This window comes from Bradyrhizobium sp. CIR18, from assembly GCF_014198295.1.
GTDB lineage: Bacteria > Pseudomonadota > Alphaproteobacteria > Rhizobiales > Xanthobacteraceae > Bradyrhizobium.
The window spans coordinates 1-20,014 of record NZ_JACIHF010000007.1 but is presented as its reverse complement, the minus strand read 5'-3'; the positions used below and the strand labels follow the sequence as shown (position 1 = coordinate 20,014).

The 20,014-nt window shown below is 59.7% G+C and carries 22 protein-coding genes and 1 pseudogene; 8 read left to right on the top strand and 15 right to left on the bottom strand.

Going from position 1 to position 20,014, the window contains the following annotated elements; genetic code table 11:
* Positions 1-465 carry a DUF1348 family protein gene (locus GGD65_RS22090; RefSeq protein ID WP_018323176.1) on the bottom strand — a complete coding sequence of 155 codons (465 nt, stop codon included), beginning with the start codon at positions 463-465 and terminating at the stop codon, positions 1-3.
* Between the two features lie 140 nt (positions 466-605).
* Here GGD65_RS22090 and GGD65_RS22085 point away from each other — a divergent pair.
* Positions 606-851 (top strand): annotated as a pseudogene (locus GGD65_RS22085) (ATP-binding protein); the annotation flags it as partial.
* Positions 852-986: 135 nt separating this feature from the next.
* Here the strand turns inward: GGD65_RS22085 and GGD65_RS22080 are convergent.
* A complete protein-coding gene (locus tag GGD65_RS22080; RefSeq protein WP_246783383.1) occupies positions 987-1,562 on the bottom strand; it encodes a DMT family transporter in 576 nt (191 codons plus the stop codon).
* Between the two features lie 175 nt (positions 1,563-1,737).
* Between GGD65_RS22080 and GGD65_RS40270 the strand changes: the two genes are divergently transcribed.
* The gene (locus GGD65_RS40270; RefSeq protein ID WP_246783382.1) at positions 1,738-1,914 is read left to right on the top strand and encodes a hypothetical protein; all 177 of its coding nucleotides are present in this window, start codon (positions 1,738-1,740) and stop codon (positions 1,912-1,914) included.
* Positions 1,915-1,974: 60 nt separating this feature from the next.
* Here the strand turns inward: GGD65_RS40270 and GGD65_RS22075 are convergent, their stop codons facing one another.
* The 5 genes from GGD65_RS22075 to GGD65_RS22055 form a co-directional block, all read right to left on the bottom strand.
* On the bottom strand, positions 1,975-2,454 hold the full coding sequence (locus tag GGD65_RS22075; RefSeq protein WP_183236604.1) for a MaoC family dehydratase: 480 nt from the start codon (positions 2,452-2,454) through the stop codon (positions 1,975-1,977).
* 10 nt (positions 2,455-2,464) lie between these two features.
* Positions 2,465-3,634: an NAD(P)/FAD-dependent oxidoreductase gene (locus GGD65_RS22070; RefSeq protein WP_183236603.1), complete on the bottom strand. Its 1,170-nt coding sequence runs from the start codon at positions 3,632-3,634 to the stop codon at positions 2,465-2,467.
* A gap of 12 nt (positions 3,635-3,646) precedes the next feature.
* Positions 3,647-4,882 (bottom strand): NAD(P)-binding domain-containing protein, encoded by a 1,236-nt coding sequence (locus GGD65_RS22065; protein ID WP_312017729.1) that lies wholly within the window; start codon positions 4,880-4,882, stop codon positions 3,647-3,649.
* A 40-nt stretch (positions 4,883-4,922) separates the two neighbouring features.
* Positions 4,923-5,498, bottom strand: coding sequence for an OsmC family protein (locus tag GGD65_RS22060; RefSeq protein ID WP_183236601.1), 576 nt, complete (start codon positions 5,496-5,498; stop codon positions 4,923-4,925).
* 155 nt (positions 5,499-5,653) lie between these two features.
* A complete protein-coding gene (locus GGD65_RS22055) occupies positions 5,654-5,899 on the bottom strand; it encodes a hypothetical protein (RefSeq protein ID WP_183236600.1) in 246 nt (81 codons plus the stop codon).
* A gap of 448 nt (positions 5,900-6,347) precedes the next feature.
* Between GGD65_RS22055 and GGD65_RS22050 the strand changes: the two genes are divergently transcribed.
* The 3 genes from GGD65_RS22050 to GGD65_RS22040 all read left to right on the top strand — a co-directional run bounded on the left by GGD65_RS22050 (position 6,348) and on the right by GGD65_RS22040 (position 10,214).
* The gene (locus tag GGD65_RS22050) at positions 6,348-7,535 is read left to right on the top strand and encodes an alpha/beta fold hydrolase (RefSeq protein ID WP_283813693.1); all 1,188 of its coding nucleotides are present in this window, start codon (positions 6,348-6,350) and stop codon (positions 7,533-7,535) included.
* Positions 7,536-7,741: 206 nt separating this feature from the next.
* Positions 7,742-8,692, top strand: a complete 951-nt coding sequence (locus GGD65_RS22045) for an AraC family transcriptional regulator (protein WP_183236598.1) — start codon at positions 7,742-7,744, stop codon at positions 8,690-8,692.
* An 805-nt stretch (positions 8,693-9,497) separates the two neighbouring features.
* Positions 9,498-10,214 (top strand): response regulator transcription factor, encoded by a 717-nt coding sequence (locus tag GGD65_RS22040; RefSeq protein ID WP_018321700.1) that lies wholly within the window; start codon positions 9,498-9,500, stop codon positions 10,212-10,214.
* A gap of 72 nt (positions 10,215-10,286) precedes the next feature.
* Here GGD65_RS22040 and GGD65_RS22035 read toward each other — a convergent pair whose 3' ends face one another.
* Genes GGD65_RS22035 through GGD65_RS22025 form a run of 3 tightly spaced genes read right to left on the bottom strand, consistent with a single transcriptional unit; the run spans position 10,287 to position 13,600 of the window.
* The gene (locus tag GGD65_RS22035) at positions 10,287-11,522 is read right to left on the bottom strand and encodes an ABC transporter permease (protein ID WP_183236597.1); all 1,236 of its coding nucleotides are present in this window, start codon (positions 11,520-11,522) and stop codon (positions 10,287-10,289) included.
* A complete protein-coding gene (locus tag GGD65_RS22030; protein ID WP_283813692.1) occupies positions 11,519-12,220 on the bottom strand; it encodes an ABC transporter ATP-binding protein in 702 nt (233 codons plus the stop codon). Before GGD65_RS22030 ends, GGD65_RS22035 begins: the two co-directional genes overlap by 4 nt.
* Positions 12,221-13,600, bottom strand: coding sequence for an efflux RND transporter periplasmic adaptor subunit (locus GGD65_RS22025; RefSeq protein ID WP_183236596.1), 1,380 nt, complete (start codon positions 13,598-13,600; stop codon positions 12,221-12,223).
* 177 nt (positions 13,601-13,777) lie between these two features.
* Here GGD65_RS22025 and GGD65_RS22020 point away from each other — a divergent pair, with 177 nt between their 5' ends.
* Positions 13,778-14,110, top strand: coding sequence for a hypothetical protein (locus GGD65_RS22020; protein WP_183236595.1), 333 nt, complete (start codon positions 13,778-13,780; stop codon positions 14,108-14,110).
* A 1,018-nt stretch (positions 14,111-15,128) separates the two neighbouring features.
* Here the strand turns inward: GGD65_RS22020 and GGD65_RS22015 are convergent.
* From GGD65_RS22015 to GGD65_RS22005, 3 genes are all read right to left on the bottom strand, one after another.
* Positions 15,129-15,314: a hypothetical protein gene (locus GGD65_RS22015; protein ID WP_183236594.1), complete on the bottom strand. Its 186-nt coding sequence runs from the start codon at positions 15,312-15,314 to the stop codon at positions 15,129-15,131.
* Positions 15,315-15,609: 295 nt separating this feature from the next.
* Positions 15,610-15,927, bottom strand: a complete 318-nt coding sequence (locus GGD65_RS22010; RefSeq protein WP_183236593.1) for a hypothetical protein — start codon at positions 15,925-15,927, stop codon at positions 15,610-15,612.
* 194 nt (positions 15,928-16,121) lie between these two features.
* Positions 16,122-16,343, bottom strand: a complete 222-nt coding sequence (locus GGD65_RS22005; RefSeq protein ID WP_026201980.1) for a hypothetical protein — start codon at positions 16,341-16,343, stop codon at positions 16,122-16,124.
* A 197-nt stretch (positions 16,344-16,540) separates the two neighbouring features.
* Here GGD65_RS22005 and GGD65_RS22000 point away from each other — a divergent pair, with 197 nt between their 5' ends.
* Positions 16,541-16,795 carry a hypothetical protein gene (locus tag GGD65_RS22000; protein ID WP_183236592.1) on the top strand — a complete coding sequence of 85 codons (255 nt, stop codon included), beginning with the start codon at positions 16,541-16,543 and terminating at the stop codon, positions 16,793-16,795.
* A gap of 558 nt (positions 16,796-17,353) precedes the next feature.
* The gene (locus GGD65_RS21995; RefSeq protein ID WP_179740333.1) at positions 17,354-17,815 is read left to right on the top strand and encodes a MaoC/PaaZ C-terminal domain-containing protein; all 462 of its coding nucleotides are present in this window, start codon (positions 17,354-17,356) and stop codon (positions 17,813-17,815) included.
* 162 nt (positions 17,816-17,977) lie between these two features.
* Here the strand turns inward: GGD65_RS21995 and GGD65_RS21990 are convergent, their stop codons facing one another.
* Both GGD65_RS21990 and GGD65_RS21985 read right to left on the bottom strand, forming a co-directional pair.
* Positions 17,978-18,715 carry a sulfite exporter TauE/SafE family protein gene (locus GGD65_RS21990; protein WP_183236591.1) on the bottom strand — a complete coding sequence of 246 codons (738 nt, stop codon included), beginning with the start codon at positions 18,713-18,715 and terminating at the stop codon, positions 17,978-17,980.
* 332 nt (positions 18,716-19,047) lie between these two features.
* The coding region (locus GGD65_RS21985) for an esterase family protein (RefSeq protein ID WP_183236590.1) at positions 19,048-20,014 on the bottom strand (967 nt) is incomplete at its 5' end.

The following is a 20,014-nucleotide window of genomic DNA, read 5'->3' as shown; positions in this document are numbered from 1 at the left end:
TTAGAGGCCCAAATCGCTGAGGCTGGGGTGATCATCCGGCCGACGACCAAGAGGCCAGTGGAACAAACGATCGCTTTCAGCAATGGGCATTTCATTGATGCTCGAGTGCCTGTGCGCCATCAGACCGTCCTCTGCAAATTCCCAGTTCTCGTTACCATAAGCGCGGTACCAGCGGCCGCCATCGTCGCGATATTCATACGCGTAGCGCACCGCGATGCGGTTACCGGTGAAAGCCCAAAGCTCCTTGATCAGGCGGTATTCGTGCTCCTTGTTCCACTTGCGTGTCAGAAGTGCCTGAGCTTCGTCGCGATTGCTCGTGAACTCGACGCGGTTCCGCCAGCGGGTGTCGAGCGTATAGGCCTGAGCGACTTTGGCCGCGTCTCGGGTGTTCCAGCCGTCTTCGGCCAGCCGAACCTTCTCGATAGCGGTTTCGCGGGTGAAAGGAGGGAGTGGGGGACGTGACATCTTCAGTTCCTTGTCAGTTGAGGTGATTGTACCTATCGGTAATAACTTTACCGATCGGTACAATCGCGGATGATTGTGTCGTTGTCAAGTGGCATTTCCGTCTGGCCGTTTGAGATCGATTTGGAGCGGCGCGTGGTAGCCTCGTTGGCGGCGGCTTCATCGCCCAACAACGCAACGTCGTCCTGGTCGGCGGCACCGGCACAGGCAAAACCCACCTGGCCATTGCCATTGCCAGAAGCTGCACCAGATCAGGTGCCCGTGGCGGCTTCTACAATGTGGTCGACCTCGTCAACCGTCTGGAGACCGAGACCCGCAACGGACGGCAGGGCCGGCTTGCCGAGCATCTGACCCGGATGGACTTCATCGTCCTGGACGAGCTCGGATATCAGCGAGGGCGAACCGCGTGCGTGGGATATCAATTCCCAGCACCTACAGAGATTGAGCAATAACTCGAACTTCTGACGTATTTTATCTCGGTGATCGCGGAGCGCCTCAAACTGCAAGCCGTAGGATATGGCCATTCAGCTGCTACTGGACAACGCGCGTTCTCGACTGCTGAAGACCAGCGCAATTCCGCCGAGTATCGCAAGCGATGATATGGAAAGGCGAAGGGAGAGTGCTTCTCCGAGCACCAAGGCGCCTGCCAGTGCCGTAATGACCGGAACGCTCAGTTGCACCGAGGCGCCTTGCGCAGGCGTCAGACCCGGGAGCGCAGCGTACCAGATCGTATAGCCAATTCCGGAGGCAACTGCGCCAGAAAGGATCGCAAGGGCGATCCCCCCAGAGGTGAGGTCGGTGCCGAACGACAGAGCGCCCAAGGAAAGGCAAATTGCGATTGGCAGGGAACGCGTGAAATTGCCGGCGGTCGCCCCGAGGGGATCCGCAATGCCACGGCCGAGCAGGGAGTAAGCGCCCCATGCAGCGCCGGCAGTCAGCATGAGACACGCGCCCGTCACAGACGGTGCCGATGCGCCGGGAGCAACGATCGCCGCCAGTCCCGCGACGGCAATAGTGAATCCGAACCACTGCAAGGTGGATAAGCGTTCGCCGCGGACGAGCCCATAGCCGACCATTGTCGCCTGGACCGCGCCAAACAAGAGAAGCGATCCCGTACCGGCTGGAAGCGAGACATATGCAAAGGAGAATGCGACCGCATAAACGAATAGCGCTACAGATGCAGGCCACGATCCCCCCGGCCGTTCATGCTTCCGGCGCAGCGACAACATGAGGCACAGTACGCCCGTCCCTGACGCAAGACGTACAAGGGTAAAAGTGGCCGGATCGATCGCAGCATGGGACAGGGCTAACCTGCAAAGCACCGAATTTGCTGCGAATGCAGTCGTCGCCAAACCGGTCAAGGCAATTGTCCCAATCTTGATGCAAGGCTGCTTCATCTTCACCCGGCCATTGGATTTTCCGGCTGCGCGAGAACGGCATTTTGAAGAATGAACAGGACTGAGCCGCGCGGTTGTCACTGTAACTGATGCATCAAAACCGCACGATGACCCGTCAGCTGACTACGGCACGCTTCGCCTGGCCGGCCACGCGCTGCGGCAGCGCCATCGTGTAAGTCGTCGCAGTTCCAACCACGCAGCTTTCCCCGCTTGCGTTGCGGACGACGGTCTCCAGCTTGCAGATCGGCTTGTCATCCCGGACGTGCTCGACTTTGACGCTTGCGGTAATCGTCTCTCCGACGCGGACGGCCTTGACGAAACGCCAGTTGGTTTCGAGAAACACCGTGCCCGGCCCCGGGAGATCCTCAGCAACGACGGCGTTCATAAGGCCGGTCGTGACGCCGCCCTGGACGATAAGCCCGCCGAAGGGCGAATTGGCCGCCAGCTCGACGTCGTAATGGATGGGGTTCTGGTCACCTGTCATCTCGGTGAACATTTCGACATCTCGCATTGTGGTCGTCCGGCTCCTTTCCGCGCGGCGACCTGGCACGGGCCGTCCGGCCAGCGTTCGAGTCCAGGGTGAATCGGTCGACATTTTCGTGCTCCTATGCTGCGAGGGACGGCTCTTGTGACAAGTTCGCGACGTAATTGGCCTCGGCTTTCATGGCTGCACTCAGATCAGCATGAAGCTGCTTGACCTCGTCGATGTCCCACAGGAACGAGGCGATTGCGTCGGTGGCGCGAAAAAGCGGCAAGGACAGTTCGTCGCGCTGGCGCTGATAGGCCTCAAGCCCGCGGGTGCTGCCATCGGCGATTCCTCGCGACAGCAATTGCGCGTCGCGAAGAGCGTCCGTGATCCCGTGTGCGGTCAGGGGGTCCTTGAAATAGCCGGCATCACCGACAAGGGCCCAGCCTGCTCCGTGACATTGTCGGAGGTAACTCCTTGCTCCCCCAAAGATCCGCAAGCGGCCGAGCAGCGTGGCCCTGTCAATGTCGGCGCGCAGCTCGGGAAAGCTCGATGCCAGCACCTTGATGAAACCGCGCATGACATCGCCGCGAAATGTCGCGACGAATTGCGAAGCCGGAACCGCCGCGAAGACGCAGTGACCGGCGTTCGTTGGAATCACGCCTGCCGCGGCGTTTTGTGCGAAATGCCAATGCAGGCCGTCCCAATCCAGTCCTGCAAAGTAGCCAAATACGACGCCAGAGGCGTTGAATCCTTCGACGGTGGCTCTTGAATTGACGAACTGCGCGACGGTCGACTGGCGGCCGTCCGCACCGATGACAATATCCGAACGGATAATCCTGCACGCACCGCTGCCATCTCTCAAGGAGGCGCCAATAACCCGGCCGTTCGATGCAAATTGCAACTCGGAAAGTGCGATGCCGTGGCGAACCGCCGCGCCGGCGTCGCGGGCCGCGTCAACTAGCAATGGGTCGAGTATAATGCGTCGTGGCGCCAACAGAAAATCGACGCCATGATCCGGCTTTATGTCCACCCGAACGGCCTCGTCGCCATAGTGAAACGTGGTCGATCGAATCACGGGCGTTCCCGCCGCCGCAATGTTCGGAACGAGTCCCCAGCGTGTGAGCTGCATGACCGCAGACCGCATCAGGGCATGCGTCGACATGGTATCGGAGCCATAGGGCTGACGGTCGACCACCAGGACCTTTGCTCCCGACCGCGCCAACAGGAAGGCCGTGGCAGCGCCCGCACACCGTGCGCCGACCACTACCGCGTCATAATGAGAGTCGAGACTATGCAGGTCGTTCATGGCATTTTGCTCTCAGGCAGCAGCGCAATTGAGGTTCTGGGTCAGGTGAGCGGCGAGATCCGCAGCATCGTCGCCCGCTCCATCAATGAAGGACGATTTGCGCCGGCGCATAAATGGCAGGCCCATGACATACATTCCCGGTGCGGAAACGATCCCGCCATCGTGACGGATGCGTCCCTTCCCATCGAGCACGGGGACGTCCAGCCAGGAGTAGTCGGGGCGATATCCGGTCGCCCAAATTACCGAACCGATACCAGCATCGATCAAGTCCAGGCTGAGCCTGGTTTCCGATCCGACATCTGTCGGCTCAAAGCGATGAGGCGCGGAAAACTGTCGCGCAAGTCCGCTCGCGTTCACCCAATCATCGATGCTGGCGAGCAACCGGTTCATTTTCAGATCGGCCAGCGCGCAGTGATTGGCGAGCGATCCGGAAAACTGCGCCTTGCCATCAACAAGGCCGACGAGGCGACCCGCCAGCTCGATGCCTGCCTTGCGCAGGCTGTTGAGGTCGACGGTCGCGCGCTCCGGCGTTCCTATGAGCTGGAGCGACGGCAGACGCCGCGCCCTTTCGATGTCCTCGATCATGGTATCGTATCGGACATCCATCGCACCGATGACGTCCATCCACCACTGGATGTCCCGTCCGCGGTAGGTCCGCGGCATCCGTACGTGCTCTCCGACGCAAAGCACGACGCGACGGCCGGCTGCCCGGATCTCCCGGGCGAGCTGAATGCCGCTCGCCGAGGCACCGACGATCATCACGCCCCCGTCCGGCAGAAGAGTGGGATTCCTGTATTGCAGCGGCGTGAGACTGTCTACGTTGCCAGGTAGACCGGCACTGAGCGATGGGATCGAGGCGAGGTTGCAGGCTCCGGTTGCTATCGCGAGCTTGCGGCAGCGCCATGGACCAAAGTTGGTTTCGACCTCATAGCCTCCCTCCTGCTGCCTCACCCGCGTGACGCGCGCTCCCGTCGCGATTGGAGCGCACGAAACCCTGGCGTACCGCTGTAGGAAACGGACGACCTCCGGCATTGTCATGAAGCCGTCCGGATCATCACCGCTGTAGGCGTATCCCGGCAGACGGGTTTGCCAGTTGGGCGTCAGGAGGCGAAGCGAGTCCCACCGCTCCGTCCGCCATGAGTTAGCCACCTCGCCGCGCTCGAGGACCACGTGGTCGATCGAGCGGGCGGTCAGATGCCTGCTCATGGCTAGTCCGGATTGGCCGGCGCCGATGATGATGGTAGTCACGAACCTCACGGCACTCGCTCCTTGGGTCCAGCCGCCGCCGTCAGTTGACGGTGACGAAGACGTTCGTCGGGTTGGTGACGATGTCGAACACGGCCGACCGCTTCTGCGATTGAGCGACCAGCGCCTTGATATCGTCCTCGCTCGCATCGGCGCGAATCTCGAAATGAACGCGGATGGCGCCGAAGCCGTTGCGCACCTCATCGTCAATGCCGAGGATGCCTTGAATGTCCATATCGGCCTCGAGCGAAGCCTTGACGGAGTGGAGTTGTATGCCGCGCCGCTGGGCGATCGCGGCAACGCCCGCCGTCAGGCAGCTCGCAAGTCCGGAAAGGATGAGTTCAACTGGGGTGGGAGCGTTGTCTTCCGCCGCAAAGACTTGGGGGTGGTCTGCCTCGACGGTGAATGTTTTGTTGCGGGACTGCTCGGCTCCGAGCCCGAAGAAATTGCCGATAGCGGAACGGCTGTGCGTGCCGTTCAGCCATTGGCAGCTTGCACGCCACTTGAACTGCGCCGCCTCTGGCACCTGCTCCAAGGACTCGCGTGCTCCGAGCAGCGCGGTCACATTAACGCCGTTGTCGACCTTCGCTAAAGGCGAGATGCTCGTGGTCGTGGTCATTGTCTCTCTCCTGTGTTGTGAGTAGCGAGTGACCTCAAAATTGAGGACCTGACATACCGGCCCCCTCCTTCGGCGAGGCCGGATCCCTCCGACGCGGCGAAATGCCGGGCCGGTCGTGGATTCCGTTGTTTCGGCGTGAATCGGCTAATCGCGGCTTACGTCGTGTCCACGCTTCTGCCGCACGCGATTGTTCTCTCCTGTGCGTCCTCCAGCACCGCGGATCCGATCTCGCTTCGATCGAGGCCAATAATTTCGAGCACGCGGTCGTGGAGAGCGACGAGCTCTGCCTCAGCTTTGCGAAGCCGCCGCGTGAGGAGAACAGAGAGGATTTCCTGCGTCTTGTTGAGAAACCAGGCCCGCGGCGGCTCGGCTGGTGTCTTTTCAGTCAATACTGCGCTCATTATCATCTCACTCATTCGTGATGTGATCTGCTGGCCGAGGCTTCCCACATGGCTATCGTGCTGTACTTTGAATCCGAGCGACCTGTCGTTGTGGATTAGATACGCTCGATCTGAGTGCCAGTGGAGGACTGCGCGTCCGGATGGGAGGACCATTCATCCAATATTGCGAGATAAAGGTCATGACAGTTCTTCGGTCACACGTTCTTCGGTCGGCCAGGCTCGCGAGCGGCTGCTCGAAATTTCGCGGTGTTCCAGGGCGTCGTACTTTGGTTGTCCGTCTGAGAGGTGCTCACGACCTTCTCCTGATTTCTGCAGCGTGTCTTTTGGATTGCTGCCCGCCGCAGTACGTTCTATGGATGGTAAGGCGAGAGCCGTTTAAGGTCCTTGGTTTAGAACCTTAATTGTTCTGAATCGGCGATCGTGACGCAGGACCCGATGAGCGACAAAAATGGTTCGCTTCGGTCGATTCCTTCTTGATACCGAACGGCGCGAGCTTTCGCGCGAGGGCGTTCGGGTTCAGCTGGGGAGCCGCGCGATGGACATCCTTTGCGAACTGGCTTCTGCAAAAGGCAATGTCGTCTCCAAGGACCACTTGCTGGAACGGGTATGGCCGGGCCTGTCGGTAGAAGACAGCAATATTCATGTCCACATCTCAGCACTGCGGAAAGCACTTGAGGATGGAGCGCGGGAGCAGAGCTTTGTCATTACAGTCCCGGGGCGCGGGTATCGACTGATTGGTCTGCAGACTATGTCGGGCGGCAATGAGGGAGAACCCAAGCGTTTCGATGCCGATCCTTCGCAAATCAGCCAAGAGATCAAATATTGCCGCACATCTGAAGGTGTTCGTCTCGCCTATGCGATTGCCGGCAGCGGACATCCGCTGGTCAAAACCGCAAATTGGTTGAATCACCTTGAATATGACTGGCAGACCCCTGTGTGGCAGCACGTCGTTCACGGGCTGGCGCGAAAGCATACGCTTATCCGGTACGACGCGCGGGGCACTGGCATGTCGGACTGGGATGTCGAGACGTTGTCTCTCGAAGCCTGGGTCAGTGACCTGGAAACAGTGGTCAATGCGGTTGGTATAGATCGATTTCCGCTGTTGGGAGTGTCCCAGGGATGTGCGGTGTCGATTGCATATGCTGTTACACATCCAGAACGAGTTTCTCACCTCATTCTTTATGGGGGTTTTGCACTTGGCGCGGCAAAGAGATCGCCGGAGCAAAGGGAGCTTCGAGCTGCAATGGCTACGTTGATGCGTCATGGCTGGGGATCAGACAATCCGGCCTTTCGGCAGTTGTTCACTGGGCAGTTCATGCCTGGGGCCACACCAGAGCAAGCTGCCTTCTTCAATGAACTGCAACGCCGGACGACCTCACCCGAGTGCGCAGCGCGCTATCTTGCCGCCGCCGGCGAAATTGATGTCACGGAGGTTCTTGGCAAGGTGACTATGCCAACACTTGTCATGCACGCTCGGGGAGATGCGAGAGTGCCCTTTGAGTTAGGACGCTCAATGGCTGCTGGCATTCCCGGCGCCCGATTCATCCCACTTCAGGGCCAAAATCATCTATTTCTTGAGCATGAGGCCGCCTCCGAGCGGTTTTTCGAGGAGGTAGAGTTTTTTCTGAAACGGTGACGCCTCGTGGCCAATGCGATAGTGCCGCCGGTCGCAACGCCTCTGGCGCACGCCGTTTGTGCGCGCGACGGCTGCGTCGAGGCTTCCGCATCGGGGAGCATCCAGTGGCTTGTCGTTATCGATCGATTTCACTTAAGCTGGATGCAAGTGGAGGACCGGACGTCCAGATGAGAGGACCATTCGTCCAGCATTGAGAGACCCAGACGATGCCAGATCCCCTGTCCGATGTTCTTCGGTCGGTTCGGCTCACGGGCGGCGTCTTCTTCGAGGCGACCTTCACGGCACCGTGGTGCGTCGCCGCCCGGGTTGGTCTCGAGGACGTCCGGCCGTTCCTAGCGAATCTCGTGCAGGTGATCGGCTACCACGTAGTTCTCGAAGGCCGCATGCTAGTCGGCCTCGACGGCGCCCCGGCGACGGAGGTTCACGCCGGGGAGATTGTCCTGTTTCCTCGCAACGACATTCACACGATGGCGAGCGCCGCGGGCGTCGTTCCAGTCAGCGCCGCCGACCTCATCCAGCAGTCGCCGGAGGGCGGCGTTATGAAGATCCGGTACGGCGGAGGACGCGAGCCGACGGGCATCGTATGCGGGTTTCTCGGAACTCAGGATGCTTTCAATCCGTTGCTTGCCACGTTGCCGCGTATGCTGAGGCTTGACATCAGCAAGGCCGCTTCCCGCGACTGGATCGAGACATCGGTGCGATTTGCTGCAGCCGAGTTGGTCCGTGGACGGTTAGCATCGTCGGAGGTGATGTCGAGGCTCTCGGAGGTGCTGTTGGTGGAGGCCGTTCGCGAGTACACCTCAACGCTTGGCGACCGGGAGCAAGGTTGGCTCAAGGGATTGACCGATCCCAATATCGGGCGTGCGCTCGCGCTCATTCATGGCGACATCGCCGCTCCATGGTCGGCCGATATCCTTGCCAAGGAGGTTGCCCTCTCCCGCAGCGCATTCATGGATCGCTTCGCACAGCTGATTGGAATGCCGCCCATCCGCTATCTCACGGTATGGCGCCTGGAGATTGCCAAGCGCCACCTTCGTGAGTCACGCATGAGCGTCCCCCAAATCGCTGCAGCGGTCGGATATGAATCCGAGGAGGGATTCCGGCGGGCCTTCAGGCGCGAATTCGAGATGTGGCCCGCCGAGTGGCGAGATCATTAGGCAAGTGCCGGGACTACGCGTAGACGCAATAGCAAATCTGAATGTCTCGTCTAGCTTGAAGCAGACGTGTGAAGAACGAATTTATAGTCGCCTAAGGGTGAAACGCGCTGCTTCAGCCCCTCCGCGATGATTTCCGGTCAGCCCCGGTGAGCGGACGATTTCAAGGTCAGCCGCAACGTCTCAAACGGGCCACTAGCGACATTGTCCAGCAGACGCCTACTGGGCAGGAGTGAACAGGTCCAAGCTCACTAAGTTTGTACTTTCGCTCGTTGAGACCGCGTCCGATAGTGGCTCCGTCCAATCAGGCATGTGGAAGCTTGCAAGCTTCGTCAGTGGGCACTGAAATGAAAGGAGGCCCCCAGGATGAGCAATGCTGATGGCATGGTCTCGAAACACCTCGACCGATATTAGCGTCTCTCTGCAGCTCTGTTCCATCATGGAACCACATCAGCGCCGGCGCCGTTTTCACCTTCGAAAGATTTCAAGTTGAAAAAAACAAAATTTGCTGCTTACTTGCTGTGTGTTGGTGATCCATCTTGCATGGCCTGTCGTCGAAAGCGCAAACAGGTGCTGACGCGTAAAATGCCGATGTAAATTTTCGATCCGGTCAGTGCTAAGCAGAGATACCGATAAAAGCATCGGGGCCATACTGTGACGCGACGACACGGTACTGCGTGTCTGGACGAGATCGATATCGGTAGTGTTCGTATCTCGCTTTGATTTTCGTCCGCGCAGGAAATGCAACATGTCTCGGGCAGGCCGTCGTTCGAACTACAATTAATTTCAGCGTGAGTAGAGATGCATCATGCGTATGAAATTCGACCGATCTCATTTCATCGAACCCGTTGTGTCGTTTGAAGAAGATGGCGCCTGTGGTTCCAAAGGGCTCCAGACCGGCGAATTGGCCACTCTGGTTGTTGCCACGCATGATGACATCGCAGGAGCTGGAATCGAGGCACTTTTGCAAGCGAGCGGCCATAAGGTCGTGGCGCGCTGCCCGTCCCAAGGTGAACTTCTGCGCTCCTTGAACACCTATCATCCGAATATTGTTCTGCTCACAGAAGACATCGCCCTCCACGAGGCCGCGAAAGCAGTTGCGGAACTCCGAGCCCACAGCACTTCCGTTTCGATCATCCTTCTGCTTGACGAGCGCGACGCGATAATGGCCGCGGACCTGCTGAAGCCTGATGTGGACGGGATTCTGCTGAGCGGCGCTCGCGCCACCAGTTTGATCGATTGTGTCCAGAGCGTATCCCGCGGCCGGAAATGGGTTGACCCTAACCTGTTGCACCACCTAGCAACAGCTGAACGGTCCTCACCGACGACAACTGGCCTGACATCGCGCGAAACCGATATCGTGCACCTCGTATTGCGAGGCTTGCGCAACAAGGAGATCGCCAGCAAGCTCGGTTTGTCAGAAGGCACCGTGAAGATGCACCTGCATCACATTTACGGGAAACTTCACGTCGGCGGCAGAACGCAGTTGGCGATGTGCATTGCTGGAGCACGCGCGGCGCCATGATCGGGCACTGGAGCGCGCCGCGACGGGGAGCCCGCCATTTCGGATTCTGCGGCGTCTGCAATTTGATCGGGATCAGTCCGAGCGCAGGGCTTCGACGGGTTGCAGCAATGACGCCTTCCAGGCCGGATAGAAGCCGAAGAAAATGCCAACTCCAGCCGCGAACGTCATTGCGACAAGGCTGAGCTGTCCGTTGAGGACAACGCCCAGGTTGGCGTAGCGCTCGACGGCCACGGCGCCGCCCAAGCCCAGGGCGACCCCAGCGATGCCACCGATCAGGGACAGTATCGTCGCCTCGACCAGGAATTGGCCCAGGATGTCGCTTCGTCGAGCTCCAACCGCGAGCCGCAGCCCGATTTCGCGGATCCGCTCGGTGACCGAGACGAGCATAATGTTCATGATGCCGATCCCGCCAACCAGCAACGATACGGACGCAATCGCAGCAAGCAGAATCCCGAGCGCCCGCGCCGAGTCCTCCTTGGCCCGCATTACTTCCGTTAGATTGATCAGGTGAAAATCGTCCTCCTGTGCAGGCAGGAGCCCGTGGCGCTGGCGCACGACCTGACGAATCTCGGTGAAGGCCGAAGCCATGTTGGCGCCGTCGCGCACCTTGAGGATCACGCCCGAGATCGCCCGAGGATTGGCCGGATTGCGCCCGATGACTCGGTTGAGCGCAGTCGAGATCGGAATCACAGCGGTGTCATCCGTGTCGATCCCAGCCAGGCTTTGCCCCTTAGCGGCCAGTTCGCCGATCACGGTCATCGGAACGCGGTTGACGCGGATTTCCTGCCCCACCGGGCTCTCATTGCCAAACAGTTTTTCGGCCACGGTGCGCCCGAGCATGACCACCTTGCTGCCCTGGAGCACGTCCTCACGGTCAAAGGCGCGGCCCCGGCTCACGGTCCAGTTGCGGATAATAAGATACTCGGGCGTCGTACCGGTGACCAGGGTGGACCAGTTCGCATTACCGTAGATCAGTTGCATCCCCGCGAAGTTGTGCTGCGGCGAGGTCGCGATCACGGTTGGGACTTCGTTCTCGATGGCCTGCGCGTCGGCGGGCGTGACGCTCGGTCGTGACCCCTGTCCCTTGGATACGCCGCGGCTCTTCAGCGCCCCCGAGTTCAAAACGATGGTGTTCGCCCCGAGATTGCGCATTTCGGTCTGGATGCGCTGGCTCGCTCCGCCGCCGACCCCCATCATGACGGTCACCGATGACACTCCGAGAACGATGCCGAGCATCGTCAGCGCGCTGCGCAGCTTGTTGACGCGAACGGCGCGCAACGCAGCAAGGGTGCTGTTGACTAACTTCATGCGGCCGCCCGAATGTGCTGGTTCAGATCATCGGACACTACTCTGCCGTCCTTGAAGCGGATGATCCGGCGGGCATAGCGGGCAATCTCGGCGTCGTGAGTCACGACCATCACCGTGAGTCCGTCCTCGTTGAGGCGAACCAGGGCAGTCATGATCTCGTGGGACGTCAATGAGTCGAGCGCTCCCGTGGGCTCGTCAGCGAGCAGCAGAAGCGGCTGATTCACCAGCGCGCGAGCTATCGCGACCCGTTGCTGCTGTCCGCCGGATAACTGCGAGGGGCGATGGTGCTCGCGGTCCGAGAGGCCCACCTGCGCCAGCGCGTTGCGTGCCCGCCGCCTGCGTTCACGCCACCCAAGGCCGGCATAAACCATCGGAAGCTCGACGTTTTCGAGCGCCGTCGCTCGTGTCAGAAGATTGAACTGCTGGAACACGAAGCCGATGCTCGTGTTGCGGACCGCCGCGAGCTTGTTGGTCGACAGGCGCAGCACGTTCTGTCCGGCGAGGTGATAAGTGCCGCTGCTGGGGGTATCGAGACAACCGAGAAGGTTCATCAACGTCGATTTGCCGGAGCCCGACGAGCCCATGACGGCGACGAATTCACCGCTGTCGATGGCGAGCGACACGCCCCGGAGTGCAGGCACCCCCGTCTGTCCGACCACGTAGGTTTTTGTCAGATCTGATACGGCCACCAGCAGCATCTACATGCTCCCGATGATCCGTCGCGCGATGGTAGGCGACGGTTCTCGCTGGTCGACTCCGACGATGACCTGCTCAACTGGCTCGGCGATGGCGATCTCGACCATGCTGCCGTCCGATAGCCCCACGCGAACGGGTATCGGCCTTGGCCGTTGGTCCTCCCCCAAGGTCCAGAGGTGGGAGGCCTCCGGTCCGCGCTCTCCCGCCGGGGTAAAGCGCAATGCGGCGACCGGCACCTTGTGCACGTTGGTGCGGGCGTCGATGATGATGCGAGCGTTTGCCGTCATTCCGGGCATCAACATCCTGTCCGGGTTCGGTGCGTTGGCGACCACCACGTAGGTGATCACGTTTTGCTTCTCCTGGGAGTCCTTGCGGATCTGCTTCACCTCGGCCCGGAACTCGCGGCCGGGGAAACTGTCCACCGTGTAGATAACCGGCTGGCCCTCTCGAATTTTGCCGATGTCGGCCTCATCGACTGAGATCTTAATCTGCATTTCGCGGAGATCCTGAGCGACCGTGAACAGCGTCTGGGTCTGCAGAGTGACAGTGACCTGCTGGCCTTCCTCGATGGTACGCCCGATCACTACTCCATCGACTGGCGAGCGGATCTTGGTGCGCTCCAGCTCGGTCTGCGCAGCCTTTAAGGCTGCCCGCCTTTGCTGCACGATAGCGTTGGCATGAATCACCTGCGCCTCCGCTGAGCGGCGCGACGACTCGGCGGCTTGAGTAAGTGCGATTTTGGTGCGCTCGTCCGCTTCGGCCGATTTGTAATTTTGAACTGCCATGTCGAAGGCAGCGTGCGTCCTGGAAACCTCAACCTGAGAGACGTTGTCCCCCCTGGCCAAAGTACGCTTTCGCTCGAGGTCACGCTGGGCCTCGGCGACGACGATGCGCTCGCGTTCGGTCGCGAAGCGAACTCGCTCCGTCGCGGCGGCCGCGCTGGCGAGATCGGCGGCCGCTTTTTCCTGAATACGTTCCTGAATCGCCACAGCCGCTTCGGCGACTCTCAACTCGCTTTGCGCTTGCTCCAAAGCGATCTGGAAGCTGAGGGGATCGATTTGAGCGATGACCTCGCCCCGACGAACCTCAGCGTTGTAATCCGCCACTATGCGGAGCATCTGTCCGGAGACTTGCGAACTGACGAGGACGGTCGTGATCGCCGACAACGCGCCACTCGCTGTCACGGTCGTGGCGATATCCCCCCGGCGAATCGGCGCAAGGAGGTAGTTAGAAACTTCAGGAGCGGGGTTCACCAAGGATACGGGAAGGTACTGCGCCGCTCGAGTCCAAGCGGAATCCCAGGCGTTCTCAGGGAGAATCGCCCTGTTGTATGTCGCCATCCCCAATCCGACGGCGACAAGAGATCCAAGCAGCAGCTTCATCAAAGTCGTGTCTTGCTCGAACAGGGGCGACTTCCAAGGAGCCGCCCCCTTGCCCAGTTGTTTTCCATACCGCGCCTTGCCTAATGACCCTTCGGAGTCCCACCGCCCTTGTTCGTGGTTGGAGTGGTCGTGGTCACCTGACCCGTGTCGCTACTGCTGTTGCAGGAGGAGGTCTGGGTGGTCGTCGTCGACGACGTGAAGCCCGCACTTTCGTTAGGCGGGTTCGTAACCGTCGTGGTCGTGGTCCCACAGTTCTTAACCTTGTCTGCATGGGCCGGCGATAAGCAGGCGCCGCCCACAGCGGTCAAGGTCAAGGCGATTCCTAACAGCAGCGTTTTCCGCATGTTGAGCTCCTATTCGGTGATCGTATTGGGTGCCTGGTTCAAACCCTCAGTGGCCACCCGGAGTCCCGCCGCCCTTGTTCGTGGTTGGGCCAGTGTGGGTCTGGGTCTGCTGACCCGTGTCGCTGCTACTATTGCAGGCGGAGGTCTGGGTAGTCGTCGTCGTTGACGTCTGCGTGAAACCCGCATTCTCATTGGGCGGGTTCGTCACGTCAGTCGTGGTGGTCGTGGTCCCGCAGTTCTTGACCTTGTCTGCATGGGCTGGTGAGAACCCGGCTCCGCAAACAGCGGTTAACACCGTCAGGGTTGTTGCAACCGTCAGATTTCTCAGTGCCATTGGATTGCTCCTTTAAGCGAGAGCTGGATTGCACGCTTCGATCTTCGGGGGAATATGCTTCGCGAGCAAGTCATCTTTGGATAGAATTAGGCCGGTCGTTCGATATTGGCCATTCGATAGCAATCGAAAGATATGACATGCGAATCATGGAAGCGCCGTAGTGCCAGACTGTGAGGCCAAGATCGTCGGCTGCGGGGCAGAGTTCAGCAATCGGACGCTCTTACGCATCACTGAGCCGATAGCGCTTAACTGCGTTCTGCTCCTGAGGCGAAGCTTCCTATAGATGACGCAGGTGCATCTTCACGTGCTACGCCCACCATAGGGCCTGGGTCCGTGGCAGTGTGCCGGTCGGTTCGCCCGGATGTCCGGCTTGGGTCAAAAGCGGCGGCAAAAGCAAGCGGCGTGCGCCGTCCGGTTTCCCTTCAATAGCTGAAGTGCCAACCGCGGCTTCTGCCACCCGTATTTTTCCCAAGTGTTCGCCGGTCCCGGCTTCGGGTATGCGCTTAGCCGCTGAATCGAGCCGACAGCAACGCCCCGCCACCTCCTGCCTGCGAGAATTGCACCCGTGAAATGGTACAGGTAGGAGCGTTGCGCGCAATCGTGGATCGGCAGGCTGTACGGGTCTACAAGTGATTTCCATGCCAGCGGATCGTCTCCGCGCCTCTGCGGGACTAAGGACATACTTGAAATTCACGGCTGCCGCATTTGCCTGTGCCCAAGCGCAGCCAGCGTAGCCATGACGCAAGCGCCGCACCCGTGCGCCGCCTACCAAACCCCGAGAGCCATCAAAACGAAAATGGTCAGGGACGATCGCAACGGCGTCAAGGAGAGTCCATGTCTCGCGGCCGCTTCAATTCGGCGCGCCGTAATTGATTTCATGCTGCGTGTCTGTCCTGCCAACGCTACCCTGATCAGCACGAACATAATCGGCTTGCAGGCCTTCAGGACTTTGTCTGGCAATCAGAAGCTGTTTCCGCATTTCAGCGAGGCGGGCGCGGCAGTATTCGCGATAGAGCAGGTTGAATATGGCGGGCATGGGCCCCCCATCGTTTGAGTATCGCTAAGAGATATTCCGAGTTTCTAAGCCCCAGCGATGCTGCCCGATGTGAGCCCATCCACAAGCTGCGTCAAACTTCAAAGGATGATCAGCTAACTTGCTTGTCGGTGCAAAAACGGAACAGGGCTAATTACCTAAAATCTAGCATAGCAGCCTTCTGTTTCAGCAAAACTTCGTCAAACAACTCAAGATCGCTGCTGCGCGAATAAAAATCCAACACAGCGCGAAATGAATTACCACTGGATGCAAGCACCGATGGCTGCAACGCCGCCTGTTAGCCACCGTACCGAAGCAAGAATGGATCAACCGAGGCAGCTAGTCGGTCTGCCACTTGCATGTTCGGCGTGGACTGCTTTTCGGTAGGCAGCGAGCCGAGAGAATTGACGGCCAGCCCGGTACCAGCGGCAAGAACAGCTATTACAATCGCGGAGAGATATTTGATCCTCATGGCGATGATCCTCCCATCGCTGACACAAGACAATTGTGTTCGCTGAAGATTGGTTCCGTTGCGGGCTGGTCCGTGGTTGCGAACGATGGAAAAATTTCGGCCGGGATTGAGGCGTTCCCGGGCCAAACCGCCGCGCGCGTCCATCAGAACATCCCGATCGAGGCGAAAAGCGCAACCTCGATTAGGACAGTGAGGCTCATAATGCCGATAGTGAGAATTGCTTCGCCCGGTGGTAGAGGCGTCATAGCGTGCCTCGCATATTGCGAAGCCCCGAAGCCCAATAGCCAACCTGCCGAAGTCGGGAATGTTTCAGTTCCAAGCGCGTGAGGCAAAGATGCCTAACGCATTTCGAGTTCCTTGATCGCCAAAGCCGCAATTTGTGCCGGGGCAAGGACCTCCGTTTGCGCGATCTTGATGATCTTGCTTGCGACCATTTCCGTGAGTGGGTCGTCGCGATCCTGGACACAAAGCGTATGGAGCGCCTGCTCGTAAGCTGCGGTGATGCGGCTGACCATTTCCGGCTTTAAATCGACGGTTTGTAATCGCAGGTAGGTAGACATTTCTTGCCTCCTAAGCCCACGCGGGCGAACATGATAGCATGGGAACGCGGTTGGCGACCTGAGAACTTTGGACGTTCGGAGCAGCGGTATTTGTGCGAAGCCGGGATCAAGGTGGCGTGTCGCTCGTTACTACGGTGGCGGCAGGATATCCGTGCACGGCAAGGAGGCGGTGCACGTCAAGGCCAACGGTGGCAGCCATGGCAGATACCCCTTCGACCGCGCCCGTGGAGCATCGCCGGGCGATCTGCAACGAAATTGGTGAGCGACTTCGCGGCACCCTCACGGACGATCTCGCCCCGCTACCGTTGCGACTGGAAGGCATGGTGGAGCGGCTGACCGAATTGGACAGCGCCGCACCATCGGCCGCGCCGGATCGACAGGACGATGCGTCATCCCGGCCACTCTTGAAATTTGTGTCGGCGCTTTGGCGGGTCCTCCGAAGCGCAGCTTGAGACGCGGTTTACCTGGGCAACTACGGGGGCACGAAGATCGCCTAGCAAACGCGCGCGGGGCGCAGCCAGCGTGTCGCGCCATGCGGCGGCGATGATCCATTAAGAAATACCTCTGGCCTATCGGTAGAATTCGGGCCTGTGAGCTTTCCGCGACGCTTATGCCCGAGAACGCGAGGTTGTGGTGCGGCAGCATGCCCGCGGCGCCGATGGCGCGAGGGTATCAAGGCTCTCCGACCTGTCGCTCGATGAGGCGGACTTTCAACGGCCTCGGCCGTAAACGGCCACTGGTGAGGTTTTCGGCCGCCGCTACTTGGCCGAGGCCGCTTGCGCAAAAATCGCAGTGAACCAGATTTGCTCATCAGCCCTCGTGGGAATCGGGCGCGTGAGGTCCGCTGTGCCCCTGATAGCAGCGGAATACCGGACCTAACGGGAGGTCCGAGTGGGCCAATAAGCGACATTCCGGGCCTCCTTGCCAAAGTCCATTTGGTGCCGCCGTCTGAACCGTCTTACAATCTACCGTGGTGTTGGATTGCGGTCATGGTGCAGGAGGATTGACCAATGACCAGCAGGTATTTTGAAGAAATCGAAGTTGGCGACAGCTTCAAGGCTGGCCCCTATTTTGTCTCCAAGGACGAAATAATACAGTTCGCAAAGCAGTTCGATCCACGGCCGTTCCACCTCGATGAGGAAGCTGCGGCTCGTTCAGTTTTTGCGGGACTGTCGGCATCCGCTGCCCACACGTTCGCGATTTTCATATCGTTAACCAACAAGTTGCAGCCTCCGCGCCGTGTCCTTGCCGGAATGGGCTGGGACGAGCTGCGGCTGCCGAATCCGGTACGCCCAGGAGACGAGCTCGATCTTGAAGTGACCGCTTTGGAGAAACGGGAGTCGAAGTCGAAGCCAGATCGGGGCATCGTGCGCAACCAGGTCCGTTTGCGTAATCAAAGACGCGAAATCGTATTGCAGGCGATCGGCAACATTCTCGTTGCGAGGCGCCCGGATGCGAAAGCAGCCACGTAGGCCTTTGTCGGCTTGGTCGGCTGTCTGCTATGGATCAAAGGCAGCCCTCGTTGGCCAGCATGAACTTGGTCGGGTCACCTGTCGGAAGCGGACACCCTTGCCCTTCAGGCTAAGGTCAGCCACGGGCCACAAGCGGACGACCGCGCCGCTAACTGATCTCGCTCAGTACACGCCAATCAGCTTTAAGCCTGCGATTAGCAGCACGAAGCCAAGTGCCAGGATCATCGGGGGGCGCCACTGTATGCCGAGCGCGGTCCCTAACAACGCGCCCATGCCGACTCCAATTGCATAGACCCATAGATTTGGCGGCAATGCCTTCACGATGGCGATATTGCCGAGCAGCCCGGCGACGGAATTGCACAGGATAAATACAGCGGCCACGCCTGAAGCGGAGCGCGTGTCGGACCAGCCTAAGAACAGCAACAACGGGGAGAGGAAGATGCCGCCCCCGGTGCCGGTGAGACCAGATAGAAATCCGATTCCGATGCCGCATAGAACGCCGACCCAGATCGGCGGGTCTTCCGGTTGAAGGTTGGATTTCAGTTCGCGGGGCCAGAGCAGCCGCACACCGCTCATCAAAAGCACAACGCCAACTAGCGGTCGGTAATACGCGCCGGGCAGTTGGATTGATCCACCGACGAACGCAAATGGGATCGCACCCACAGCAAAAGGCCAGAACACGCGCCACCGGAATAGACCGGCTCGCAGGAAGCGGAACGACGTGAACGCGGATACAAGGATGTTAAGCGCAAGCGCGGTCGGACGCATTACGGCGGCCTGTATGCCGAACAGCGCCATAAGGGCGATGTAGGCGGACGCGCCTGCGTGGCCTACCGAGGTGTAGAGGGCAGCGCCCGCAAACATACAGGCAGCAAGAAGCAAAGCCGAAATTTCGGGCATGGCACGACTCTGAAATGAGGGGATGCCCGCAGCCGTCGTGCCGGTGTTCTGCTCAACTCTGCTTACGGCAGGTCGAGGGGCAACGCTTAAATAGCGACAAACTGGAACTCTGTTAAGGGCAAAGTGCAGATGATCACCCTCCGGCTGTCCGCTCAGGGTCAAACTCGGACATGAGCGCGCTATTCGATCACTTTGTCAGCGAGTGCCAATATGGTCGGAGGCACGGCGGTGCCAAGCGTCTTTGCGGTTCTGATTGATCACCAGAGTGAATTTGCTTGCCTGCTCGGTTGGAAGATCGCCGGGCTTCTCGCCCTTACTTACGTGGCTAGACCTCACGGAAACGGATAGCCCTTCCACAGCCATTCCAGCGCCGAAGGCAGCGTCTGCGCCACTGTCGGGCGGTCGACATGCTTGGCGTTGCGCGCGAACAGGTACTGGTAGTGATAGCCTTTCTCCGCCAGCACTTTTGCCATCAGCGCGGCCGACAGCGTCCAGTCGTGCATGCCGTCGGGGATTGTCGGATTGGGATAGAACAGGTCCTGATCGCCCATTTCGAACCAGTAGCGGATCGGTTTTGCCGGGGAACCCGGGATCAGCGGCGCGCCGGTCGGCTGATCGGACGGCGTGAGCTGGCCTGCCTTCACGGTCAGGTTGGGACCGGCCGGCCCCGCCCACGCGCTGTGATATTTCCAGGCACCGCCGCGCAATGCCGGATTCCACGGCCATTGCTGGTTCACCATGGTTGGCGAATAGGCCAGCACCCGGCGATATAGCTCGGGATGAAACCACGCCATGGTGAAAGCCGCAGTGCCGCTCGAGCTCAACCCCATGGTGGCGCGCCCATCGGGATTTTTCGTCAGCTTCACGCCGGCCTTCTCTTCGACCAGCGGCAATACCTCACGCTCGATGAATTGCGCGTAGGTGCCCGACACAGTGTCGTATTCGCGCCCACGCTGCGCGCCTTGTGCGTCCTGTCCGCCATTGCCGACCTGGATCGAGACCATCGGCGGCACGCGACGCTGCGCGATCAGATTATCCAGCGTCGTGTTCATGTCCTTCCAGGCGGTGGAACCGCCGTCGCCGAGCACGATGAACGGGATTTCTGTGCCCCGGACATAATTCGCCGGCACATAGACATCGATATTGCGGGTCCATGTGCCGGGATGGCTGGTGGTGACGATCATGTTGGATTTGTCGCCTGGCACCGTCGTCGTGCTCATGATCGAAGAGTTGCCGCAGCCGGGTACGTCGTCACGGATTAGGCCGGGGTTGTAGATCACGCTGTCCTTAGACGACAGC